This is a genomic window from Pseudoalteromonas sp. ECSMB14103, from assembly GCF_000813065.1.
Lineage (GTDB): Bacteria > Pseudomonadota > Gammaproteobacteria > Enterobacterales > Alteromonadaceae > Pseudoalteromonas > Pseudoalteromonas marina.
The window spans coordinates 92,125-113,242 of the sequence record NZ_JWGY01000008.1 but is presented as its reverse complement, the minus strand read 5'-3'; the positions used below and the strand labels follow the sequence as shown (position 1 = coordinate 113,242).

Annotated in this window: 21 protein-coding genes and 1 tRNA gene; 12 read left to right on the top strand and 10 right to left on the bottom strand. The window is 40.4% G+C overall.

Annotated elements, in window-relative coordinates; genetic code table 11:
• The first annotated feature begins 105 nt into the window (after positions 1-105).
• From rpoD to RF53_RS13550, 10 genes are all read left to right on the top strand, one after another.
• Positions 106-1,950: an RNA polymerase sigma factor RpoD gene (gene rpoD, locus RF53_RS13595; protein ID WP_006794813.1), complete on the top strand. Its 1,845-nt coding sequence runs from the start codon at positions 106-108 to the stop codon at positions 1,948-1,950.
• A gap of 66 nt (positions 1,951-2,016) precedes the next feature.
• Positions 2,017-2,913: a 50S ribosomal protein L11 methyltransferase gene (gene prmA, locus RF53_RS13590; RefSeq protein ID WP_039037996.1), complete on the top strand. Its 897-nt coding sequence runs from the start codon at positions 2,017-2,019 to the stop codon at positions 2,911-2,913.
• Between the two features lie 266 nt (positions 2,914-3,179).
• Positions 3,180-4,151 carry a tRNA dihydrouridine synthase DusB gene (dusB, locus tag RF53_RS13585; RefSeq protein WP_010556644.1) on the top strand — a complete coding sequence of 324 codons (972 nt, stop codon included), beginning with the start codon at positions 3,180-3,182 and terminating at the stop codon, positions 4,149-4,151.
• A 19-nt stretch (positions 4,152-4,170) separates the two neighbouring features.
• Positions 4,171-4,461 carry a DNA-binding transcriptional regulator Fis gene (gene fis, locus RF53_RS13580; protein WP_002957804.1) on the top strand — a complete coding sequence of 97 codons (291 nt, stop codon included), beginning with the start codon at positions 4,171-4,173 and terminating at the stop codon, positions 4,459-4,461.
• Between the two features lie 191 nt (positions 4,462-4,652).
• Positions 4,653-6,239, top strand: a complete 1,587-nt coding sequence (gene purH, locus RF53_RS13575) for a bifunctional phosphoribosylaminoimidazolecarboxamide formyltransferase/IMP cyclohydrolase (protein WP_039037995.1) — start codon at positions 4,653-4,655, stop codon at positions 6,237-6,239.
• Between the two features lie 101 nt (positions 6,240-6,340).
• The gene (locus RF53_RS13570; RefSeq protein WP_039037994.1) at positions 6,341-7,162 is read left to right on the top strand and encodes a class I SAM-dependent methyltransferase; all 822 of its coding nucleotides are present in this window, start codon (positions 6,341-6,343) and stop codon (positions 7,160-7,162) included.
• A gap of 16 nt (positions 7,163-7,178) precedes the next feature.
• Complete coding sequence (gene purD, locus RF53_RS13565; protein ID WP_039037993.1) at positions 7,179-8,462, top strand: phosphoribosylamine--glycine ligase; 1,284 nt, start codon at positions 7,179-7,181, stop codon at positions 8,460-8,462.
• A 109-nt stretch (positions 8,463-8,571) separates the two neighbouring features.
• Complete coding sequence (locus tag RF53_RS13560) at positions 8,572-11,112, top strand: EAL domain-containing protein (RefSeq protein ID WP_006791166.1); 2,541 nt, start codon at positions 8,572-8,574, stop codon at positions 11,110-11,112.
• 23 nt (positions 11,113-11,135) lie between these two features.
• Positions 11,136-11,945 carry a DUF2797 domain-containing protein gene (locus RF53_RS13555; RefSeq protein ID WP_006791167.1) on the top strand — a complete coding sequence of 270 codons (810 nt, stop codon included), beginning with the start codon at positions 11,136-11,138 and terminating at the stop codon, positions 11,943-11,945.
• A gap of 2 nt (positions 11,946-11,947) precedes the next feature.
• Positions 11,948-12,241: a DUF4144 family protein gene (locus RF53_RS13550; RefSeq protein ID WP_039037992.1), complete on the top strand. Its 294-nt coding sequence runs from the start codon at positions 11,948-11,950 to the stop codon at positions 12,239-12,241.
• A gap of 15 nt (positions 12,242-12,256) precedes the next feature.
• Here RF53_RS13550 and RF53_RS13545 read toward each other — a convergent pair whose 3' ends face one another.
• From RF53_RS13545 to RF53_RS13520, 6 genes are all read right to left on the bottom strand, one after another.
• A complete protein-coding gene (locus RF53_RS13545; protein WP_039037991.1) occupies positions 12,257-13,174 on the bottom strand; it encodes a histone deacetylase family protein in 918 nt (305 codons plus the stop codon).
• Between the two features lie 99 nt (positions 13,175-13,273).
• Positions 13,274-14,815 carry a serine hydrolase gene (locus RF53_RS13540; protein WP_039037990.1) on the bottom strand — a complete coding sequence of 514 codons (1,542 nt, stop codon included), beginning with the start codon at positions 14,813-14,815 and terminating at the stop codon, positions 13,274-13,276.
• Positions 14,816-14,828: 13 nt separating this feature from the next.
• A complete protein-coding gene (locus tag RF53_RS13535; RefSeq protein WP_008128736.1) occupies positions 14,829-15,320 on the bottom strand; it encodes a gamma-glutamylcyclotransferase family protein in 492 nt (163 codons plus the stop codon).
• 35 nt (positions 15,321-15,355) lie between these two features.
• Positions 15,356-15,982 carry a LysE family translocator gene (locus tag RF53_RS13530; RefSeq protein ID WP_008128734.1) on the bottom strand — a complete coding sequence of 209 codons (627 nt, stop codon included), beginning with the start codon at positions 15,980-15,982 and terminating at the stop codon, positions 15,356-15,358.
• Positions 15,983-15,993: 11 nt separating this feature from the next.
• Positions 15,994-16,767, bottom strand: coding sequence for a hypothetical protein (locus tag RF53_RS13525; protein ID WP_039037989.1), 774 nt, complete (start codon positions 16,765-16,767; stop codon positions 15,994-15,996).
• An 18-nt stretch (positions 16,768-16,785) separates the two neighbouring features.
• Positions 16,786-17,268, bottom strand: coding sequence for a CreA family protein (locus tag RF53_RS13520; protein WP_006791174.1), 483 nt, complete (start codon positions 17,266-17,268; stop codon positions 16,786-16,788).
• 206 nt (positions 17,269-17,474) lie between these two features.
• Between RF53_RS13520 and RF53_RS13515 the strand changes: the two genes are divergently transcribed.
• The gene (locus tag RF53_RS13515; RefSeq protein ID WP_006791175.1) at positions 17,475-17,804 is read left to right on the top strand and encodes a 5-carboxymethyl-2-hydroxymuconate Delta-isomerase; all 330 of its coding nucleotides are present in this window, start codon (positions 17,475-17,477) and stop codon (positions 17,802-17,804) included.
• Positions 17,805-17,810: 6 nt separating this feature from the next.
• On the opposite strand, the gene RF53_RS13510 is transcribed toward RF53_RS13515, so the two are convergent.
• Positions 17,811-18,776 carry a LysR family transcriptional regulator gene (locus tag RF53_RS13510; protein ID WP_039037988.1) on the bottom strand — a complete coding sequence of 322 codons (966 nt, stop codon included), beginning with the start codon at positions 18,774-18,776 and terminating at the stop codon, positions 17,811-17,813.
• A 137-nt stretch (positions 18,777-18,913) separates the two neighbouring features.
• Between RF53_RS13510 and RF53_RS13505 the strand changes: the two genes are divergently transcribed.
• Positions 18,914-19,729 (top strand): DUF4437 domain-containing protein, encoded by an 816-nt coding sequence (locus RF53_RS13505; protein ID WP_039037987.1) that lies wholly within the window; start codon positions 18,914-18,916, stop codon positions 19,727-19,729.
• Between the two features lie 64 nt (positions 19,730-19,793).
• On the opposite strand, the gene RF53_RS13500 is transcribed toward RF53_RS13505, so the two are convergent.
• From RF53_RS13500 to RF53_RS19270, 3 genes are all read right to left on the bottom strand, one after another.
• Positions 19,794-20,288: an outer membrane beta-barrel protein gene (locus RF53_RS13500; protein ID WP_235420631.1), complete on the bottom strand. Its 495-nt coding sequence runs from the start codon at positions 20,286-20,288 to the stop codon at positions 19,794-19,796.
• 273 nt (positions 20,289-20,561) lie between these two features.
• Positions 20,562-20,638 (bottom strand) — tRNA-Ile (locus RF53_RS13495).
• Between the two features lie 285 nt (positions 20,639-20,923).
• The gene (locus RF53_RS19270) at positions 20,924-21,082 is read right to left on the bottom strand and encodes a YqaE/Pmp3 family membrane protein (RefSeq protein ID WP_006791179.1); all 159 of its coding nucleotides are present in this window, start codon (positions 21,080-21,082) and stop codon (positions 20,924-20,926) included.
• Between the last annotated feature and the right edge of the window lie 36 nt (positions 21,083-21,118).

Here is a 21,118-nt window from a genome sequence, read left to right as displayed (position 1 = left end):
TTATACTGTGCTATTCACTGCGTCACATTGTTCTGGTTGGCATTAATGTAAACCAAGTGATGGCGCCTGTTGTATCAACTTATCAGAGTGGAAGAAACAATCTCTATGGATCCAACTCCTCAGTCACAATTAAAACTTCTGATTCAAAAAGGTAAAGAGCAAGGCTACTTAACTTTTGCAGAAGTAAATGATCACCTTCCACAAGACATAATTGACTCAGATCAAGTAGAAGATATCATAAGCATGATTAATGACATGGGTATTAAGGTTAGCGAAAACGCGCCTGATGCCGATGAACTAATGATGCAAGAAACAACGACAGACGAAGACGCAGCTGAAGCTGCCGCTGCTGCACTTGCTACGGTAGAAAAAGAAATTGGCCGCACTACCGATCCAGTTCGCATGTACATGCGCGAAATGGGCACTGTTGAACTTCTTACACGTGAAGGCGAAATTGTTATCGCTAAGCGTATTGAAGAAGGGATCAACCAAGTACAAATTTCAGTTGCTGAATACCCTGAAGCAATCACTTACCTACTAGAGCAGTGGGATAAGTTTGAAGCAGAAGAAATGCGTTTAAGCGATATCATCGTAGGTTTCATTGATCCAAACGAAGACGAAGCGCCAATTTCAGCAACTAATATCGGTTCAGAATTAAGTGAAAAACAACTTGATGACGATGATGAAGACGATGACAAAAGTGACGATGATGAAGATGAAGAAGAAGTAGATACAGGCCCAGATCCTGAAGAAGCTCGCATTCATTTTGAAAACTTACGTGATTTATACAATAAAGCACGTGATACGTTTGAAGCTAAAGGTCGTTCGCATCCTGATTCACAAGCCGCCATTTTTGAAATTGGTGAGCTTTTCAGAACTTTCAAGCTAATTCCTAAACAGTTTGATCGCATGGTTAACAACATGCGCGAAATGATGGATCGTGTTCGTGTTCAAGAACGTCTAATCATGAAACAAGCTGTACAAATTGCTAAGCTACCTAAAAAAGCATTCGTTAAGCACTTTGCTAATAACGAAACAGATCCTTCGTGGGTTGATTTAGAAATTTCAAACAACGAAAAATACTCAGCTAAACTTGAAGAAGTTAAACCTGAAATAATTCGTTGTATCAATAAGCTATCTATTATTGAGCAAACAACTGGTTTAAGCATAGAGCGTATTAAAGACATTAACCGTCGTATGAGTATTGGTGAAGCAAAAGCGCGCCGTGCGAAAAAAGAAATGGTTGAAGCTAATTTACGTCTTGTAATCTCAATTGCTAAAAAATACACAAACCGTGGTTTACAGTTCTTGGATTTAATCCAAGAAGGTAATATTGGCTTGATGAAAGCGGTAGATAAGTTTGAATACCGTCGTGGTTATAAGTTCTCTACTTATGCTACGTGGTGGATACGTCAAGCTATCACTCGCTCTATTGCCGACCAAGCAAGAACTATCCGTATCCCGGTACATATGATCGAAACGATTAATAAACTTAACCGTATCTCTCGTCAAATGTTACAAGAAATGGGTCGTGAGCCAAATCCTGAAGAATTAGCAGAACGCATGATGATGCCTGAGGATAAAATCCGTAAGGTACTTAAAATTGCTAAAGAGCCAATTTCGATGGAAACACCAATCGGTGATGATGAAGATTCGCACTTAGGTGACTTTATTGAAGATACCACCATTGATTCGCCAATCGATTCGGCAACAATGGAGTCGCTTCGTGGTGCAACTAACGATGTACTAGCCGGCTTAACAGCGCGTGAAGCAAAAGTACTTCGTATGCGCTTTGGTATCGATATGAATACCGACCACACCTTAGAAGAAGTAGGTAAGCAATTTGATGTAACACGTGAGCGTATTCGTCAAATAGAAGCGAAAGCACTGCGTAAATTACGCCACCCTTCTCGCTCAGATTTACTAAAAAGCTTTTTAGACGCTAAGTAATTTAGCGCTTTGTATAAACTAAAAAGGCCGCTGTAGCGGCCTTTTTTCTATTTCAAGGAAATAAAGATGGCTTGGATCCAAATCCGTATCAATGCCAATGCTGCAACCGCAGATGCAGTAAGTGACCTATTAATGGAAGCAGGCAGTGCGTCTGTTACCTTTATAGATGCTAAAGACACCCCTATTTACGAGCCAAAAATTGGCACTGTTGAATTTTGGGCTGACACCACTGTAATTGGTTTATTTGAAGCTAATCACGATATGAACGAAGTGATCGCACTATTAAAGCGCCACGACGAAATCAATGAATCACTCGTTTACAAAATTGAACAGCTTGAAGATAAAGACTGGGAACGTGAATGGATGGATAACTTCCACCCTATTCAGTTTGGTGAAAAGCTATGGATTTGCCCTAGCTGGCGAGATATTCCTGATCCTGATGCTGTTAACGTTTTACTTGACCCTGGCCTTGCGTTTGGCACAGGCACACACGCAACAACAGCTCTGTGTTTAAAATGGCTAGAAAGCCAAGACCTTACCGGTAAAACCGTCGTGGATTTTGGCTGTGGCTCGGGCATTTTAGGTATCGCTGCTATTAAATTGGGTGCTGAGCGCATGATAGGGATAGATATTGACCCGCAAGCACTCGAAGCAAGCTTAGATAACGCTAACCGTAATGGCGTTGCTGACAAACTTGAAGTGTACCTGCCAGAAAATCAACCTGAGTTTACAGCCGATATTGTTGTGGCAAATATTTTAGCGCAACCACTACGAGAGCTTCACAGTGTGATTTTAGGATTGTTAAAGCCAGGTGGCAAAATTGCCATGTCGGGCATATTAGAAGAGCAAGCCCAGTCAGTAGCTGATATTTACGCCCCTTTTATTGAGCTAGATAATATTGCCATTGAAGGTGATTGGACTCGTGTTAGCGGTACAAAAAACAGCCAACCATATACATTATAAATTTTAGAGTATTAACTCAAAAGTCGCATGTAAAGCCTGTATTTAACAGGCTTTACTATTTTTTTACAAAATAAAAAATAAACATTATTTATTATAAAAACACCATTCGTTCAAATTTCACACAAATAAACCCTTTCGTCATACGGTTATCAAATGTCAATACGAAAAGTGCAAAAAAAAGTCACTTTTGTTCAATTTATAGCCTTTGATTTTTGTCAAAAAAGCCGTAAACTTAGCGCCCCTTGAAAAGAGGCCTATTGAATACAGTGCGTATCGGTAAATACCAACTTGAGAATAATGTAATTGTTGCGCCTATGGCCGGCATTACAGACAGACCATTTAGACAACTCTGCCGTCGCTTAGGCGCCGGGCTTGCTGTGTCTGAAATGTTATCGTCAAACCCAAAGGTTTGGAAAACTGAAAAGTCGATGAATCGTATGGATCACAGCGGTGAGTCGGGTATACGCGCGGTGCAGATTGCAGGAGCTGATCCTGAGCTTATGGCGCAGGCCGCACAATTCAATGTTGCTAACGGTGCACAAATCATAGATATCAATATGGGGTGCCCAGCAAAAAAAGTGAACAAGAAACTCGCAGGCTCTGCTTTATTACAGTTTCCTGAACTCGTGGAAGAGATTATTGATGCAGTGGTTAATGCTGTTGATATACCTGTAACACTTAAAATCCGTACAGGATGGGATCCGGATAACCGTAATGGTGTAGAGATTGCGAGAATAGCTGAACGTTATGGCATTGCATCACTGGCTGTACATGGGCGTACACGCGCATGTATGTATAAAGGTGAAGCAGAGTACGCCACTATTAGGGATATAAAACGTTCAGTGTCAATTCCTGTTGTTGCAAATGGTGATATTACCTCGCCAGAAAAAGCAAAACAGGTTTTAGACTATACGGGTGCAGATGCCATTATGATTGGTCGAGCCGCCCAAGGTCGCCCTTGGATATTTAGGGAAATAGACCACTATTTGCGAACTGGTGAACACATGCAGCCACCTGCTATTGCAGAGGTGCGCAGTATTTTAATGGAGCATTTAACAAACCTCCATGCGTTTTACGGTGAGCCAATGGGCGCGAGAATTGCTCGCAAACATGTATCTTGGTATTTGCAAACCCATGACAGTGATGGTCAGTTTAGGCGAGTATTTAATGCGCTCGACAACTCAGAAGCACAGGTCGTCGCATTAGAGCAATACTTTAAAACACTAGCAGCTAACTAAGAAAGAAAGAGACTTTATAATGTTCGAACAAAACGTGACTTCTCCATTTATCACAAACCCTCATGTTCAGTCACACGAGAAACCGCAGCCATTGCGTGATGCAGTAAAAAAAGCTGTTCACCACTACTTAAAACAGCTTAACGGTCAAGATGTGCAAGACGTTTACGACCTTGTTCTTTCAGAGCTAGAAGCGCCATTACTTGAAGAAGTAATGACATACACACGTGGTAACCAAACTCGTGCAGCTATTTTACTAGGTATCAACCGTGGTACTTTACGTAAAAAGCTAAAAAAATACGGCATGAACTAAGATTCAGGCTGTGATAAATCACAGTTAATTATTAAAAAAGCACCTTAGGGTGCTTTTTTTATGCGTACAATTTAGTAGAGATGTTGCAAAATGCTCACGCTTATTGGCGCTTTATAAGTCGTTTTTTAAGTTGTAATCAGTTAAAATGCCCGCTTCTAAGCTAGCTCATTAACTGAGGAAATCAAACTACAATGGATACTCATCGTCCCATTCGTCGCGCACTATTAAGTGTGTCTGATAAAACCGGTATTGTTGAATTTGCCCGCGCACTAGAAGCGCAAGGTGTAGATATTTTATCAACTGGCGGTACATGTAAACTCCTTGCTGATAACGGCATAAAAGTGACTGAAGTTTCAGATCACACCGGTCACCCTGAAATCATGGATGGCCGCGTAAAAACCCTTCACCCTAAAATTCACGGCGGTATTTTAGCCCGTCGCGGACAAGATGAAGATGTAATGGCAGATAACAACATCTCTGCTATCGATATTGTTGTAGTTAACTTATACCCCTTTGCGAATACTGTCGCTCAAGAAAACTGCAGCCTTGAAGATGCCATTGAAAATATTGATATTGGCGGCCCGACAATGGTTCGCGCAGCTGCTAAAAATCACAAAGACGTAACGATTGTTGTAAACGCAAGCGATTACGATCGCGTTATTAGCGAAATGCAAAATAACAATGGTTCAACTACGTATAAAACACGTTTTGATTTAGCTATTGCCGCGTATGAGCACACAGCTCAATACGATGGCATGATTGCTAATTACTTTGGCAAAATGGTTCCTGATTACACTGAAGAAGCCGTTGAAGACACTAAGTTCCCACGTACTATCAACATGCAATTCACTAAAAAGCAAGATATGCGTTACGGTGAAAACTCACATCAAGATGCTGCTTTTTACGTTGAAAACGATGTAAGTGAAGCATCAGTTGCAACTGCTACTCAGTTACAAGGTAAAGCACTGTCGTTTAATAACATTGCAGATACCGATGCAGCCCTTGAGTGCGTTAAAGAATTTGATGTACCTGCGTGTGTTATTGTTAAACACGCAAACCCGTGTGGTGTTTCAATTGGTGAAGATATTCTTAGTGCTTACGAGCGTGCATTTAAAACAGACCCAACATCAGCATTTGGCGGCATTATTGCCTTTAACCGCGAGCTTGACGCTGCAACAGCACAAGCCATTGTTGACCGTCAATTTGTTGAAGTGATTATTGCCCCGAGCATTTCAAGTGAAGCTGCAAAAATTGTTGAAGCTAAAAAGAACGTACGTTTATTAGCGTGCGGACAATGGAGTGGCAAAGCAACGGGCCATGATATTAAACGTGTAAACGGCGGCGTTTTAGTACAAGATCGCGACCTAGGTATGGTTACTCAAGGCGACTTAAAAGTCGTCTCTAAGCGTCAGCCTTCTGAGCAGGAACTTAAAGATTTACTGTTTTGCTGGAAAGTCGCTAAGTTTGTTAAATCAAACGCGATTGTGTATGCCCGCGACGGTATGACTATAGGTGTAGGCGCAGGCCAAATGAGCCGCGTTTACTCTGCTAAAATAGCGGGTATTAAAGCTGCTGATGAAAACCTAGAAGTACCGGGTTCTGTTATGGCATCGGATGCGTTTTTCCCATTCCGCGATGGCATAGATGCTGCTGCAGAGGCTGGTATAACAGCGGTTATTCAACCGGGTGGTTCAATGCGCGATGAAGAAGTTATCGCGGCCGCGGATGAAGCGGGCATGGCTATGGTGTTTACTGGCATGCGTCACTTCCGCCACTAATCACAAAAAGGGTTAAGCTCAACGTTTAACCCTTTTTGTTTGCAAGCAATTCACGTATTCTGATTATTCTAACTCCTAATTTTAATGTGAAGGAACAAACGATGAAATTTGCACTAAAGTCTCTACTTGTTGCTAGCCTAGCACTTACTTCAACAATGGCATTGAGCCATAACCATGAATCAAGCCTAAGCCACGCAATAAAAGCAAGCGAGCGAAGCGCTAAAAATAGTGCTCGTGATGAATATCGCCACCCTGAGCAAACATTGGCATTTTTTGGCTTTAAACCGTCAATGACCGTTGTAGAAATTGCGCCAGGTGGTGGTTGGTACAGTGAAATTTTAGCGCCAGCATTGAAAGAGCAAGGCTTATACTATGCAGCTCATTTCCCTAGCGACTCATCGGTTGATTACTATCAACGTTCATTAGCTGCGTTTAAACAAAAAGTAGCTGAAGACGAACGCTTTAGTAATGTTAAAATTACAGAGTTTGCCCCTTTAACCCACCTAGATATTGCGCCTGCAGAATCTGCCGATATGGTACTTACCTTCCGCAATGTGCATAACTGGTATATGGGTAAAGATACAGACGGTGCATTGAGCGCATTTAAAGCGTTTTATAAAGCACTAAAACCAGGTGGTACATTGGGTGTGGTTGAGCATCGTTTAGCTGAAAACCGTGCTGATGAGGATCAAAAAACATCAGGTTATATGAAACAGAGCTACGTGGTTGACCTTGCAAAGCAAGCAGGATTTGAGCTAGCAGCAACTAGTGAAATTAATGCTAATCCAAAAGATACAGCCGATCACCCTAAAGGGGTGTGGACGCTACCACCTAGCTTAAGACTTGGCGAACAAGACGCTGAAAAATATAAAGCTATTGGTGAAAGCGACCGTATGACGCTTAAATTTAAAAAACCGCTTTAAATAGGAATAGTACGCCATGAATGTATTAGTCATTGGCAGTGGCGGCCGCGAACACGCACTTGCGTTTAAGGCCGCTCAAAACAGTAAAGTAAATACCGTGTTTGTTGCTCCAGGTAACGCAGGTACTGCACTTGAGCCTAAACTCGAAAATGTTGCAATTAACGTTGAAGATTTAGATGGCCTATTAAAATTTGCTCAGCAAAATAATGTAGAGCTCACCATTGTAGGCCCTGAAGTACCGCTCGTATTAGGTGTTGTGGATAAATTTCGTGAACATGATATGGCTATATTTGGCCCAACAGCGGGTGCAGCCCAGCTTGAAGGCTCTAAGTCGTTTACGAAAGACTTTTTAGCTCGCCATGATATACCAACCGCCGATTACCAAACATTTGAGCAAATTGACCCGGCCCTTGCTTATTTAAAAGAAAAAGGTGCGCCAATTGTAATTAAAGCCGATGGTTTAGCCGCAGGTAAAGGCGTTATTGTTGCAATGACACATCAGGAAGCTGAAGACGCTATTCGCGATATGCTTGCCGGTAATGCCTTTGGTGATGCTGGTAGCCGTGTTGTTATTGAAGAGTTTTTAGATGGCGAAGAAGCTTCTTTCATTGTAATGGTAGATGGTAAAAACGTCCTTCCGTTTGCAACAAGCCAAGATCATAAACGTGCTTATAATGGCGATGCCGGCCCAAATACTGGAGGTATGGGTGCATACTCTCCTGCGCCAGTGGTGACAAACGAAATCCATCAACGCATCATGGATGAAGTGATCACACCGACAGTAGAAGGCATGGCAAGCGAAGGCCACCCGTACACTGGCTTCTTGTATGCAGGTTTAATGATAGATAGCTCAGGTACACCTAAAGTTATCGAGTATAACTGTCGTTTTGGCGACCCTGAAACACAACCTATGATGCTACGTTTACAATCAGATTTAGTTGAACTGATTGAAGCGGCTAACCGTGAAGAACTAGATAAAACCACCATCGAGTTTGACCCACGCGCAGCGGTAGGCGTTGTACTTGCAGCTAAAGGCTACCCGGGTGACTACCCTAAAGGCGATGCTATTTCAGGCCTTAAGGTTAACTACCCTGCTGATGAAAAAGTATTTCATGCGGGCACTAAACAAAGCGGAGATGATGTTGTTACTGCCGGCGGCCGTGTTTTGTGCGCAACGGCATTGGGTAATAGCGTAACAGAAGCACAACAACGAGCCTATGAGCTGGTTAAACAAATTAGCTGGGATGGTATGGAGTATCGAACTGATATTGCTTATCGTGCTATTGCTCGCGAGCAGTAAGCTAATAAAAATTGATTGGTATGACCAATTAATTTAACTAAAAAAGCGCAGTTCGCCTGCGCTTTTTTAGTGCTACACTAATTAAAAGTTTTTAAAAAGTAAGCATACATTGGAACTTAGAACTTTACGTTATCATTCACTTGCTGTTGCCATTTTGATATTTATATTTTTTATTATCAATACATTGGCTTCAAACCTAGTAGTGCCTACTCGTTACACAATTGATAAAACATCACCAATGTATCTCAATCACGCCTACTACATTGATGAAACCAAAAACCAAACATTCGATGCAATTATCAAGCAACCTAATTTACTTACCCATGCTCCTTTTTCTGAAATTCCTTGGAGTTTTACTCAGCAAAATTATTGGTTGTTTCTTGATTTAGAAAACAAAAGCCAAGAAAGTCAAAAAGTAGTTGCTCACTTTGATAACCCAATGGCCGATCACCTCACAGTTTATCGTTTAGATAAAAACAACCATATATTAAAAACTTATAAGTTGGGTGATAGAGAAAAAAAACTGACTTTGTTTCAGTACAGCGTGCCACACATCAACTTTTTGATGGAGCAAAAATCAACCCAGCGCCTTGTTATTAAAATAGACACCGTGGGCATTAGCAAAACACCTATCAATTTATACCGCGATAAAGAATTTGTAGATTTAATGCGTTCTCAAACTGGTATTTGGGGAATATTTGCTGGCGTATTACTCATGGCTGCACTTTACAACCTAGTACTCTATTTTGGTATAAAAGACCGGGTTTACCTTGTTTATATTGGTTACATAATTAGCGCACTGATACTAATGGGTATAGTGCTTGGGTTTGGGTTTTACCTTTGGCCTTTAGAATGGCAACTATTTTTTCATCACAAAGTCATTGTGAGTAATTACGCGGTTTCGTTTTTTACTCTCGCCTTTTGTACTATGTTTTTGCGCTACCATAAAGATAAGTGCTGGCGATACACAATGAGCAAAGCGCTGCTTTCTCTTATGTTTGTTATGGGTATAGCTAGCTTTTTTATTCCTGAAAACATCGCTGCGCCACTTTTTTTCTGCGTATTAGCGCTGCTATATGTTGCATGCACTATATTAATTTATAAAAAACTGCTTAGTGGTTTTAGATGGGCCAAATTTTACGTTTTTTCGTGGGTTCCCCTTATTTTAGGTGCTGTAATACAACCACTGGAGCTCACCGGCGTGATTGATTACAGTTTCACTTCGCGTCACGCCTTTTTGGTGGCGATTTTATGTGAAATTGTTTTAATGGCCATGGCGTTGGCTGATCGTGTACGCTATCAACGAGAGCGCGCGCTTTACCATGCAACTCACACTCAACAAACTAAGTTGCTTAATAGCTCTAAGCTCAAACAAGCATTTATGTCCCTGCAAAGCCAAAACCGTTCTACCACCTTGTGCCTAATAAAAATATGTCATTTTAATTCGCTTAATACCATCATTACATCGACTCAAGGTTACACCCTCATAAAGCACATTGCTGAGCGACTAGAGAATGAATTAATGCACGAAAGAGAGTTTGCAAACCTTGAAACCGATTTAAATAACAGTCCTCGTCTGGCTGATTTAAACAGTGGTGTATTTGCTTGTATCTCAACCAAAAACCAAAACCAAGACACACTCAAAACACTACTCACAAAAGTCATTAGTAACCTCCCCAAGCAATATGAAATTAAAGGTTTGAGTCTGCAACTCAACTACACAATTGGCATTAGTAGTGCAAACCAAAGTAATGATTTTGAATATTGGTTAAAGCGCGGTTACTTAGCCTTAAAAGATGCAAAAGGACGTGCAGATCGCGTTGCGTCGTCTGCAATTAATAACAGTTTAATAATGGATGTTGGTTTGGCGGCTCATTTGCAAAAAGCAATTAAAACAAACCAGCTTGCGCTGTATTATCAACCGCAAATAAGTTTAGTTAATAATCAAGTAATAGGCGCTGAAGCGCTACTACGCTGGCCTGATCCCACCTATAAAAACATTTCGATTGAAGAGCTTGTAATTTTGGCAGAGCATACCGGAATAATTAATGAGCTGACCTTGTGGGTTATTGAACAAGCTTGTAAAGATCTTGTAGAGCTAATTAACAGCGGCCATAAAGAGCACACAATTAGCGTTAACTTAAGCGCTAAAAACTTAGCCATTAATAACTTAGCTGAAAAAATAGAAAATATACTAATCAAACATCAAGCACCCGCTCACTTACTTAAGTTTGAATTAACTGAATCTGCCTTTGTAGAAAGCCAAGACGTGCTCATTAAATTAGTTGATGAATTATCAGCATTAGGAATAAAAGTTGTACTCGATGACTTTGGCACAGGTTACGCATCATTGAGCTACCTTGTTAACTACCACTTTAGCGAGCTTAAAATAGATAAATCATTTATTTTTGACCTCGTTAATAACCCCGCTCACCAAGTCATAGTTCAAACATCAATAGATATGGCGCACCAGCTTAACTTGTCAATTACTGTAGAAGGTGTTGAAACTCAAGAAATCCACCAGCTATTAAAACAAATGAATGCAGACCGCGCACAAGGTTATTTATATGCTAAAGCGTTGCCTTATCCTGAGTATGTTAATTTCTTAAAAAGCCAATACAGTTTAAAAATGTTAGACTCTCCTTTTTAAACATCTTTAGGGGCTATGTGAAGATGCAAGGCACACTGCGTAAATTAAAATCGAGCTTAACAGAACCCGTTCAATATCACCTTCCCGTTGGCGATGAGCTAGTTAATTTAAATGCTTTTATAGGTAAAGAACTAACGCTTACATTTAGCGGCACTATTTTGTGTTCTAACTGCGGTAAAAAAACCAAAAAAAGTTATTCTCAAGGCCATTGTTTTGTTTGTATGCGTAAGCTCGCTAGCTGCGACATGTGTATTATGAAACCAGAAACCTGCCACTACGATCAAGGTACATGTCGAGAGCCACAGTGGGGCGAAGCTAATTGTATGATCCCACATTACGTTTACTTAGCTAACACCTCGGGATTAAAAGTAGGTATTACCCGCCATACACAAATACCTACACGTTGGATTGACCAAGGCGCCACTCAAGCTTTACCTATTTTTAAAGTACAAACACGTTTGCAGTCGGGATTGGTAGAGGTTGCATTAGCAGAGTTTATTGCCGATAAAACTAATTGGCGCAACATGTTAAAAGGTCAAAACGAAGCTATAGACTTAAAAGCTGCCGCCGCTGAGCTTATTCCACAAATTAGCGATAAACTAAACGAGCTTAGTGAGCTATTTGGCGCAACAGCCATAGAACAACTTGATGAAGACGTGGTTGATTTAAACTTTCCAGTCACCGAATACCCAACCAAAATCAGCTCATTTAACTTTGATAAAAACCCCGTTGTAAGCGGTATTTTACAAGGTATTAAAGGCCAATATTTAATATTTGATAACGGCGTTATTAATATACGTAAATTTACTTCATACGAAGTAACTGTAGGCTAACCATGTTAAACAGCTTTCCACAGTTAATGGTTATTTATAATGAGCTTGAAGTAGCGCGAAACCAGCAAGAGCAAAATGAGTGCTTACACGGTGTTGCCTTAAGTGAACTAAGTAATGTGAGAGTGCTTAATAAACAAGGTCAATACCTTAACCTACAAGCTCAACCTTGCTTAGCCTTAACCGAAGAGCAGCTAGCACACCTTGTTACTGCTTACCTATTAAATGAAGGGCATTGTTGCCTAGGTAAAATTAAAACGCTAAGTACTTCACAGGCATTTGATTTACTCGGGCTTTAAACATACTTTTAATAACTATTGCTCGCTAAGCACTTTAATATGCGCTACTGCACTTCTACCCAATGCTGATAGCGCATAGCCCCCTTCCAAATACGATATAATTCCCTTACAGCCACTTTCTTTTGTTACTTTGCATAGCTGCTCAGTGAGCCAAATGTAATCGTCTTCCACAAAATTCAGGCTTGCCATGTCATCTTCTACATGTGCGTCAAAACCTGCACTTATAAATAACAGTTCAGGCTTAAAATCCTTTAATTTTGGTAACCATTGGCTATTGAATACCTCTTTTAAATCGTCCCCATTGCTTGCAATAGGTAAAGGCGAATTAACAATATGGTTATTATTTTTAACCGCTGTGTTTGGGTAAAACGGGTATTGAAATAACGAGCAAAGCAGCACCCTTTGATCATCAATAAAAATGTCTTGGGTGCCGTTACCATGGTGTACATCAAAATCGGCAATCGCAATACGTTTGATGCCTTTGCTTTGTGCATACTTAACAGCAATCGCTATGTTATTAAATACGCAAAACCCTGATGACGAGTGCTTATTGGCATGATGTCCTGGCGGACGCACAGAGCAAAATGCCGCGTCGAGTTTATCATCAAGTATTTCATCTACCGCTAAAACCCCGGCCCCCACCGCGCGCTCAATTGCTTTAAATGAGTCAGGGCAAAGCCATGTATCGCCATCGAGATTATTTAAGCCCTCTTGAGGGATTAATCGCTCAACCATATTAACAAGCGCCTCATCATGCGCTAGTAAATAATGTTCTCGATGAGCTTTAGGCGCTTGTAAATGCTTTAACCCCACGTCTACGCCACTGGCAAGCAAGCGGTCAGTTATCGCATCTAAACGTTCTGGGCACTCAGGGTGGTCGTCTATCATTTTATGCTTACGGCAATGTGGATGTGAGATAACTGCAGTACGCATAAAAACTCCAAAAACCAAATAAGTGAAAACTTAATATAACAAAGCCACCCGATGGTGGCTTTGCGACTTTGGTGTATAGCTATATAACTTGAGCGTTAATCATTTAGTTTTTAAATTTAAATTTCTAAAGTCAAAACTAAAGTCGGTCACGGCTGTTGAAACTGCACGCATGTTGGCGCTATTAACACGGTTAGCTGTACTCATTTCAAAACTAATAAACGCATCGGCTTCGAGCAGCTTTTCGTCCCACTTAACAATAAACGTGTTGCCTGTATAGTGCTCAAGTGTGCCTTTTAAGCGTTTTGTGTGCGTAAAATCAATTCGTAATTTACCATCAAGCTCTTCAATAATAACGTCGCCATACCAATCATCGTTTAGTGTACCAGTATAATTTATACTAGGTAGCTGTGGCTGATAATCCGCAGGGGTTGGTGGTGTCGCATTTGCGTATGCTTTTTGCTTACCTTCAAAATGCTTTTTGGCTAAATCTTCAACCCAATCTTTATCCTCTAGGTTGAGCACATCTTCAAGTACTTCGTGGGTAACTGCACTTAAAGCACTAAATGCTTGCTGATTAGACAAAATAACAATACCGATTTTTTTTTCTGGTAGTAACGTAACTTGCGACACCATCCCTAAAATACCGCCACCATGACCTAGCTTTTTAAAGCCTTGGTAATCCTCTATGCTCCAACCTAAACCATAACCTCTAAATTGTTGATGGTATGCCTCAAAGGCACTTTTAGATGCCATAGAGGTAATGTGCGGATGCCACATTTGCGCTTGTTGTTTTTCACTAAACAATTGATCGCCATTAGGCATTTTGCCGCCAGTCAATTGAGTGCGTAGCCATTGGCTCATATCCTCTACACTCGATGCAATAGCACCTGCACCTCTAAAGTCTTCAAGGTAATTAACAAAAAATGGGTGTAAGCTTCCCTCCATTGGAATATGCCCTATTGCCCAGTTTTTATTACTTTTTGGGATACGCGAAAAACCTGCGCGTGAGTTAGTCATTTTTAGCGGCTGTAAAATATGTTTTTCAACGTAATCGTTCCAGCTTATGCCAGATACACGCGCTACAACTTCACCTGCTGTTACAAACATCAGGTTGTTATAAGCGTATTTACTACGAAAACTGCTGGCTGGTTTTAAGTATTTTAAGCCTGATAAAATATCAGAAACTGATTTATCTGTGCTTGGCCAAATCATTAAGTCGCCTTGCCCAAGGCCTAAACCACTACGGTGGCTTAGTAAATCGCGCACTCGCATTTCCCGGGTTACATATGAGTCGTATAATCTAAATTCAGGTAAATGGTCGATTACGCGGTCATCCCAGCGTAATTTCCCCTCATCGACTAATTTAGCTAACGCGGCGCTGGTAAATGCCTTTGTATTTGATGCAATACCAAATAACGTATCTTTATTTACTTCAGCCTTTGTATTTAGGTTTGCGATGCCAAACCCTTTAGCGAGTACAACCTCATCATTTTCAACAATAGCAACGGCCATACCTGGCACATCAAAGCGCGCCATAGAGGTTTTAATGACCTCTTCTATTTTGTTGGTATCAACCTGTGCCCAAGTATTAAAAGTAGCACTGGCCAGTAGTGTAAAAGCCGCTAAATTAGTCAGTTTCATGTTAGTCCTTTTATTATTGATGCACTGCAAATTCAATTGCTGCGCGTTCTTTATTAGGATCGCTCTTTTGTGGGCGATTAAGTATTGCATCACTGTAAGCCTTTGGTACGCCCGCTTCAAGTGCTCCGCGATGAACATGTTTAACGTACCAATCGTAGGGTAAAACGTCCTCGTCGTGTGTATTTGCAATATAACAATGGGTATCAATTGTTTGCCCATTTAACAGCTCAACCGTTATATCTACACAATCGTAACCTGGGCCTTCTATCGCATCTAAAGTGAGTTTTTCGTCAGTGTTAACCTCATAGACCACACCGTATACTAAGGCATCTGCTTTATCAGTTTTTTGAATACTGCATTTACCCGAACCATCAGAAAAAAGCATATCAAAGGTTAGCTCATACCCTTTAAGGATTGCTGTGCCCACACGCTTTGCGTTTGGCAAACGTGCCAACAAACGATTAGACGACATGTTAGATCCAAACGAAAAATTATATAAAGGCATGTTTACTCCTGCTTGTATTACATAAATTGAACAAGTTAAATAACAACACGTACAGCCAACGCAATTAAAATAACGCCAATACCTCGGTCAAACCAGTAGCCGCGTTGCTGAAAAAAATCACGCACGCAGGCTTTAGAAAGTACCAACGAAAGCGCAGAAAACCACGCCCATGTTGCAAGCGCCATATAAATACCATAACCAATTTGTACACTCACTGGCGTTGTTTGACTTATTACTAAGGTAAATAACGACATAAAAAAGAGCGTGGCTTTTGGGTTCAGTGCGTTAGTGAAAAAACCGCGTCTAAAAGCAACCCAAATAGACTCCTCTGGAGCTGTTTGGTTATCAATATCATTGGTTGATGATGCGCCCGGCTTAGCCGCTCTTAGTGCTTGTATTCCAAGATAAGCCAAATAAGCGCCTGCTACATATTTAAGTGCCATAAACAAACTAGGCGATTGAGACAAAATAAGCGCCACACCCATTACACAATAAGCTATGTGCAACAAAATAGCACCGCCAACACCTGCACTTGTCCACAATGCGTTTCGCCTACCTTGTTGCACACTTTGCTTTAGCACAACAGCAAAGTCAGGGCCTGGGCTCGCTACTGCAAAGAAGTGAGCAATAACAATTAATAAAAATTCATCTAAATAGTCCAAACTTATCCCTGCTAGTTAGGTGCATACGCCAGTAATAACGGGTTTGCCGACTCACTCACCAGCGCTTTAATTTCTTTTTGCGCTTTTTTGAATTGGCTTCGTAAATGGGGCTTTAAATGTTTTTTAGATACGTTGTCTTTTTTGAAGTAGCAAACCAAAGCATGCATAAATACCGTATGTGTTTCGCTCAATTGTGCTTCACGGTTAGCGTACGGGTTGTAACATGAGCCGCACCCGCCTTTAAACTGATACACCGTATTGCTCATCATGACACCAAAACCTAAGAAACAGGCAAGCGCATCAGCAGCTTGGGGTAAAAAGTCCTTCCCCCCTGGAGGCAATACACCCACATGATGAATCATAATAGTAGCCAGTGTTCCGGCAAAACTGGCAACTAAATCTTGGGGTTGATTTATTTGATTAGGGTTAAATGAAATATTAATAGCATGGCTCGGCGGCACAATTAACTCACAGCGCTCACCACGTATTACACTACTAAACTCAAAACGAGGAAACACTTGTGGCTGTAATTGCTGAGGCGCAACTAATTGAATTGGCCATGCACTCATTCCCGCATACGTAGTTACTCGCTTAAATACGCTGGTGGCCATTTGCTCAATACTTGATACCGAATCAGGAAAATATTGCCCTGTAGGCAATATTATTTGCGTATGTTTAGTAAAAAACTCAGCATCAAAATTTTCTACAGCCCAAATAAAAGTATCAATAAGCCATTGCTGCTCTTGTTGCTCTAACAAAGGCGCTGATTTAAATAACGCTAACATAGTGTACTCTTAATTTAATTATTCTTGCTCTTGTGCCCACTGCCATGCTTTCGTGTTATATAAAGGCACAGTAGATAATGCATGATGATGACTGCCGCTCGACTCTTTTGTTGAATACGACAAATATAATAATGTGCGAGTTTTAGCGTCGTATATTCGGCGCACCTTTAACGATTTAAATAAAATGCTCTTTGATGACTTAAACACCACCTCACCAGACTTACTACGATCAATTTCTTGTAATTGCTCCGCAGTGATTGGCCCTGTTTGACGACACGCAATCGACATGTCTGACGGGTCAGAAAAGTCTAAATCGGCCTCAACATGACTAATATGACACGTCACTCCTTTAATGATCGGATCTTGCTGTGAGTTCACCACCACATCTTTTGTAGTAAACAAACCTAAACTCACCGACGCCACATCATCAGAGCAGGCACTTAACGTAATTACTGCTCCCATTAGCACGGCTAAATGTTTTATTTTTTGCTGAAATTTCATACTCATCCTTAATTTAAGCTAGGTTTTTTTACACGCTTATTTTAATAAGCTTGGGTTCACCTGTGTGTTTTTATACTAACATCAAAAATTAGCACAACTAAATTAGTTTAAAACAAACATTTTAGCCGTATGGGGTTTAGCGAGCCGTCGTGTATTTGTTACAATTAACGACACGCTTAATGCCGTAACCAACAGGAACCACCCGCATGCCGCACATTATTATTGAGCACTCAGAAGACCTCCCTGTATTACCTCAAGTACTGGTAGAAAAAATCCATAAATGCACATTCGAAAGTGGTTTATTTGATTTAGAAACTATAAAAACTCGCGCAGTTGCATATCAGCAGTATCAATTGGGTGTGGGTAAAGAAGGGTTTATACATGTGCAAGCACACATTATGGCAGGGCGAACAGTAGAGCAAAAGCAAACTCTGAGTGAGCACCTACTTGCGTGTTTAAAAACCTATTGTAGGGAGTCTGACAGTTTAAGCGTTAATATTTACGACATGGACCACGAGATATATCGTAAAAATTAACACAAATCAGGCCTTGTACTCATCATCACAAGGCCACTCGTCTTCAGTCAAAATATGCTTTGCCAATAGCGATGCCCTAAGAGCCATTATTTTACTTTTTAACTCATCACGTATCAGCCTTATTGCAGGCGAAATAAACTGCCGGCTCGGAAGCACTAACCACATTTCTGTTAAGGGTATTTTATAATCGGGTATTATTCGTTTGAGCTTACCGCTAAGCAAATCATCTGCTACATCAATGGCTGACTTTTTTGCAATCCCAGCACCATCAACACACCAGCGTCTAACAATATCACCATCGTTTACAGCTCTATCGCTGTTCATTTTAACTTTGTATTGCTGTGTATTATCATAAAACTCCCAATCAGCGTGCACTACTTCGTAAAGTTTGTAGAGTAATGCGTTGTGCTCGCTCAAATCGTTCGGCACTAACGGCTCGCCATTCAGTTTTAAGTAACTAGGTGAAGCGCACACCACGTGTGGAATATTACAAATTTTAAATCCATATAAATTAAGCTCCTCAGCTACACCTTTTTTCATCGCTCTTAATGCAACATCAATTCCATCACGATAAAAATCAGCACGGCTATCACTTGCATGCAACCTCAAAGTTATAGAACTATGATTATCCATAAGCTCATTAAGCAAAACACGCATTAAATTACGTCCCATTTCAGACGAAACAGCCATTCGCACTTCGCCTGTAATACACTCCTGCTTTTCATTAATAACCGCTTGCCCTTGCATTAGTAGCCCAAGCGCCTGTTCGCATAATGGTAAGTAACGCTCACCTTCAGCGGTCAATCTTATCTTTCTAGTAGTGCGAACAAATAGTTGTGTACCAAGAGCTTGCTCTATTCGTTTAATAGAGACACTCGCTGCCGACGAGCTCATATCCAACTGATGCGCAGCCGCTGTTATTGATTGAAGCTGCGCAACTTTTAGTAATACGCGTAAATCTGCAATTTTCATATCCGCCCCTTTATAAAGCTATTCGTTGATGCTGCCAATTATCCACGTTTTAACGAAACTGTATTAAACATTAGCCTGTTTATGGAATGAAAAATACTCGCTATTGTGTCTCTATCCCAACGCAAAGGAAAATATTTATGAAATGTAGAATTGTCCTATCAGCTTTAATACTCACAACTTCGCTTATATCTGTACCTACTTTTGCAGACGAGCACGAATCAAAAGTAATACCTGCAAACAAAGTCAAATGGGGCTATTTAAACCCATTAAGAGGCGAGCAAAGTCCCGGTGCAGCCGATTTATGGGGCGATCGTACCGCAGATACTGCAACAGGTATGCTAGTACGCTTTAAAAAAGGGTTCGAGTCCCCGCCGCATATTCATAACATTACTTACCGAGGTATTGTAATTGAAGGCCAAATGCACAATGACGACCCCACAGCTGAAAAAATGTGGATGCCTGCGGGATCATTTTGGACACAACCTGCCGGTGAAAACCATACTACTGCAGCCAATGGCACTACAAATCTAATTTACCTAGAAATAGACTCAGGCCCTTATTTAGTAAAACCAACAAACAAACAGTTTGATAATGGTGAACGCCCATTAAACGTACATAAAGACAACTTAGTTTGGCTAGACAAAAGCGACGTAAGCAATATTAATGCTAAAGGTGTAAAAACAACCTACCTTTGGGGAGACACCGAGACAATGTACGGCTCAATGATAAAACTACCAGCCGGGTTTAAGGGGGAAATTAGCACAAATGCGGATGAGTTTCGTGCAGTGATAATTGCAGGCAACGTGCAATACAGCTCAAAAAGTAACTCACAAAACTTAAGTGCAGGTAGCTTTGTAGAATCTGGGGGTAAATTCATTCACTCGCTTGAGAACACAAGCGATATACCAGCAACTATTTACATTCGCAGCAATGGCTTATACCACGTAAATTAGCGTGTTATAGCTACGTAAAAACTAAAAAGCGCACTAATAAGTGCGCTCATTTAACTACTTGTGATCAAAAGCTGTAACGTGCAGTTAAGCTAATATAATCTAAATCATCTATTGTGGTGTAGCTAGTACCTACAGAGAAATTTGTATTCACATAGTAACGAGCACCTAAAGTGATAGCTGTTTCACTGTCGTCTGCAATATCAATGTAACTTAAGCGGCCATCAATTTCGATGCTATCAGTTAGCATTGATCTAACACCAACAGATAATCCATAGCCATTTTCATCATCCGACAAATCAGTACCACTGAACGATACTTCAGTTTCAATGTTTTCGTACGTTACTAAACCATAAAAGTCAGTGCTTTCACTAATTGCAGTACGGTAACCCACGCCTGCGCTCAACCAATTTAGATCTACATCTAAACCATCTTCTGAGTCGCCTACAGTCTTATATTGACCAGACACAAAAAAGTTATCGCCTAGTAATTTACTACCATCAAGCGTCCAACCGTTTAAATCATCGCCATCAAGATCTGCATTTAAATAACCGCCAGACACATAATTAAAGTTAGGTGTTTCTGCAAATGCAGCAGGGTGACAAAAACTGAGCTTAATAATAAGAGTGCGACTTTATTCATTTTCATGGTACTTCCTTTTAGATATATTTTAACAACATATTGTTGTACCCAATAAAATACACAGCTATATATTTGATTGCAATTAGAAATTTTATAGATTAATTAAAAATCAATATATCAACCAATAAAGGATAATAATGTAGAGCTTTGGATTTTAAGTGCGTAAAAATTTAATAGGGATCTACTTGGAAAGTGGTGGCCCCTCCCAGACTCGAACTGGGGACCTAACGATTATGAGTCGTGTGCTCTAACCAACTGAGCTAAGGGGCCAACTTTATATAACTGCAAGGCAGTTAATTTTTGAAGCGTTCAGCCACAGAGCGACTAAAGCGGGTTGCAGTATAAAAACTTTTTTAGGGCTTGTCACTACCAAAAACCTTTATTTTAACAATCAATAAGCTAACTGCTTAAATTGTAATCTTTTAAAGAGTGTGAATGGGTAAATTTGGGGAGTTTTAGGAAAATAAAGTAAAAATGATTAAAAGTAATATTTATTAATAGAATGCGCTGAGCGATATTTACTTACAACTGGCGTAAACATAACTCAGCTGCGCATTATTTTTTAGCAATAATATAAATTGCATGTATTAACCCAGGGAAGTAACCCAATAGCGTTAATAAAATATTAATCCAAAAATGCATACCTAAGCCCACTTGTAAAAAAACACCTAGTGGTGGTAGCAAAACAGACAGTATTATGCGAATGATATCCATTATTTAGCTCCTTCAAACAGTTAAAAACAAAAAGCC

What these genes read in the sequence shown, in the direction of transcription:
- rpoD (WP_006794813.1), top strand. Translation starts at nt 106, where the DNA reads ATGGATCCAACTCCTCAGTCACAATTAAAACTTCTGATTCAAAAAGGT.
- prmA (WP_039037996.1), top strand. Translation starts at nt 2,017, where the DNA reads ATGGCTTGGATCCAAATCCGTATCAATGCCAATGCTGCAACCGCAGAT.
- fis (WP_002957804.1), top strand. Translation starts at nt 4,171, where the DNA reads ATGTTCGAACAAAACGTGACTTCTCCATTTATCACAAACCCTCATGTT.
- purH (WP_039037995.1), top strand. Translation starts at nt 4,653, where the DNA reads ATGGATACTCATCGTCCCATTCGTCGCGCACTATTAAGTGTGTCTGAT.
- RF53_RS13570 (WP_039037994.1), top strand. Translation starts at nt 6,341, where the DNA reads ATGAAATTTGCACTAAAGTCTCTACTTGTTGCTAGCCTAGCACTTACT.
- purD (WP_039037993.1), top strand. Translation starts at nt 7,179, where the DNA reads ATGAATGTATTAGTCATTGGCAGTGGCGGCCGCGAACACGCACTTGCG.
- RF53_RS13555 (WP_006791167.1), top strand. Translation starts at nt 11,136, where the DNA reads ATGCAAGGCACACTGCGTAAATTAAAATCGAGCTTAACAGAACCCGTT.
- RF53_RS13550 (WP_039037992.1), top strand. Translation starts at nt 11,948, where the DNA reads ATGTTAAACAGCTTTCCACAGTTAATGGTTATTTATAATGAGCTTGAA.
- RF53_RS13545 (WP_039037991.1), bottom strand. Translation starts at nt 13,174, where the DNA reads ATGCGTACTGCAGTTATCTCACATCCACATTGCCGTAAGCATAAAATG.
- RF53_RS13540 (WP_039037990.1), bottom strand. Translation starts at nt 14,815, where the DNA reads ATGAAACTGACTAATTTAGCGGCTTTTACACTACTGGCCAGTGCTACT.
- RF53_RS13535 (WP_008128736.1), bottom strand. Translation starts at nt 15,320, where the DNA reads ATGCCTTTATATAATTTTTCGTTTGGATCTAACATGTCGTCTAATCGT.
- RF53_RS13525 (WP_039037989.1), bottom strand. Translation starts at nt 16,767, where the DNA reads ATGTTAGCGTTATTTAAATCAGCGCCTTTGTTAGAGCAACAAGAGCAG.
- RF53_RS13520 (WP_006791174.1), bottom strand. Translation starts at nt 17,268, where the DNA reads ATGAAATTTCAGCAAAAAATAAAACATTTAGCCGTGCTAATGGGAGCA.
- RF53_RS13515 (WP_006791175.1), top strand. Translation starts at nt 17,475, where the DNA reads ATGCCGCACATTATTATTGAGCACTCAGAAGACCTCCCTGTATTACCT.
- RF53_RS13510 (WP_039037988.1), bottom strand. Translation starts at nt 18,776, where the DNA reads ATGAAAATTGCAGATTTACGCGTATTACTAAAAGTTGCGCAGCTTCAA.
- RF53_RS13505 (WP_039037987.1), top strand. Translation starts at nt 18,914, where the DNA reads ATGAAATGTAGAATTGTCCTATCAGCTTTAATACTCACAACTTCGCTT.
- RF53_RS19270 (WP_006791179.1), bottom strand. Translation starts at nt 21,082, where the DNA reads ATGGATATCATTCGCATAATACTGTCTGTTTTGCTACCACCACTAGGT.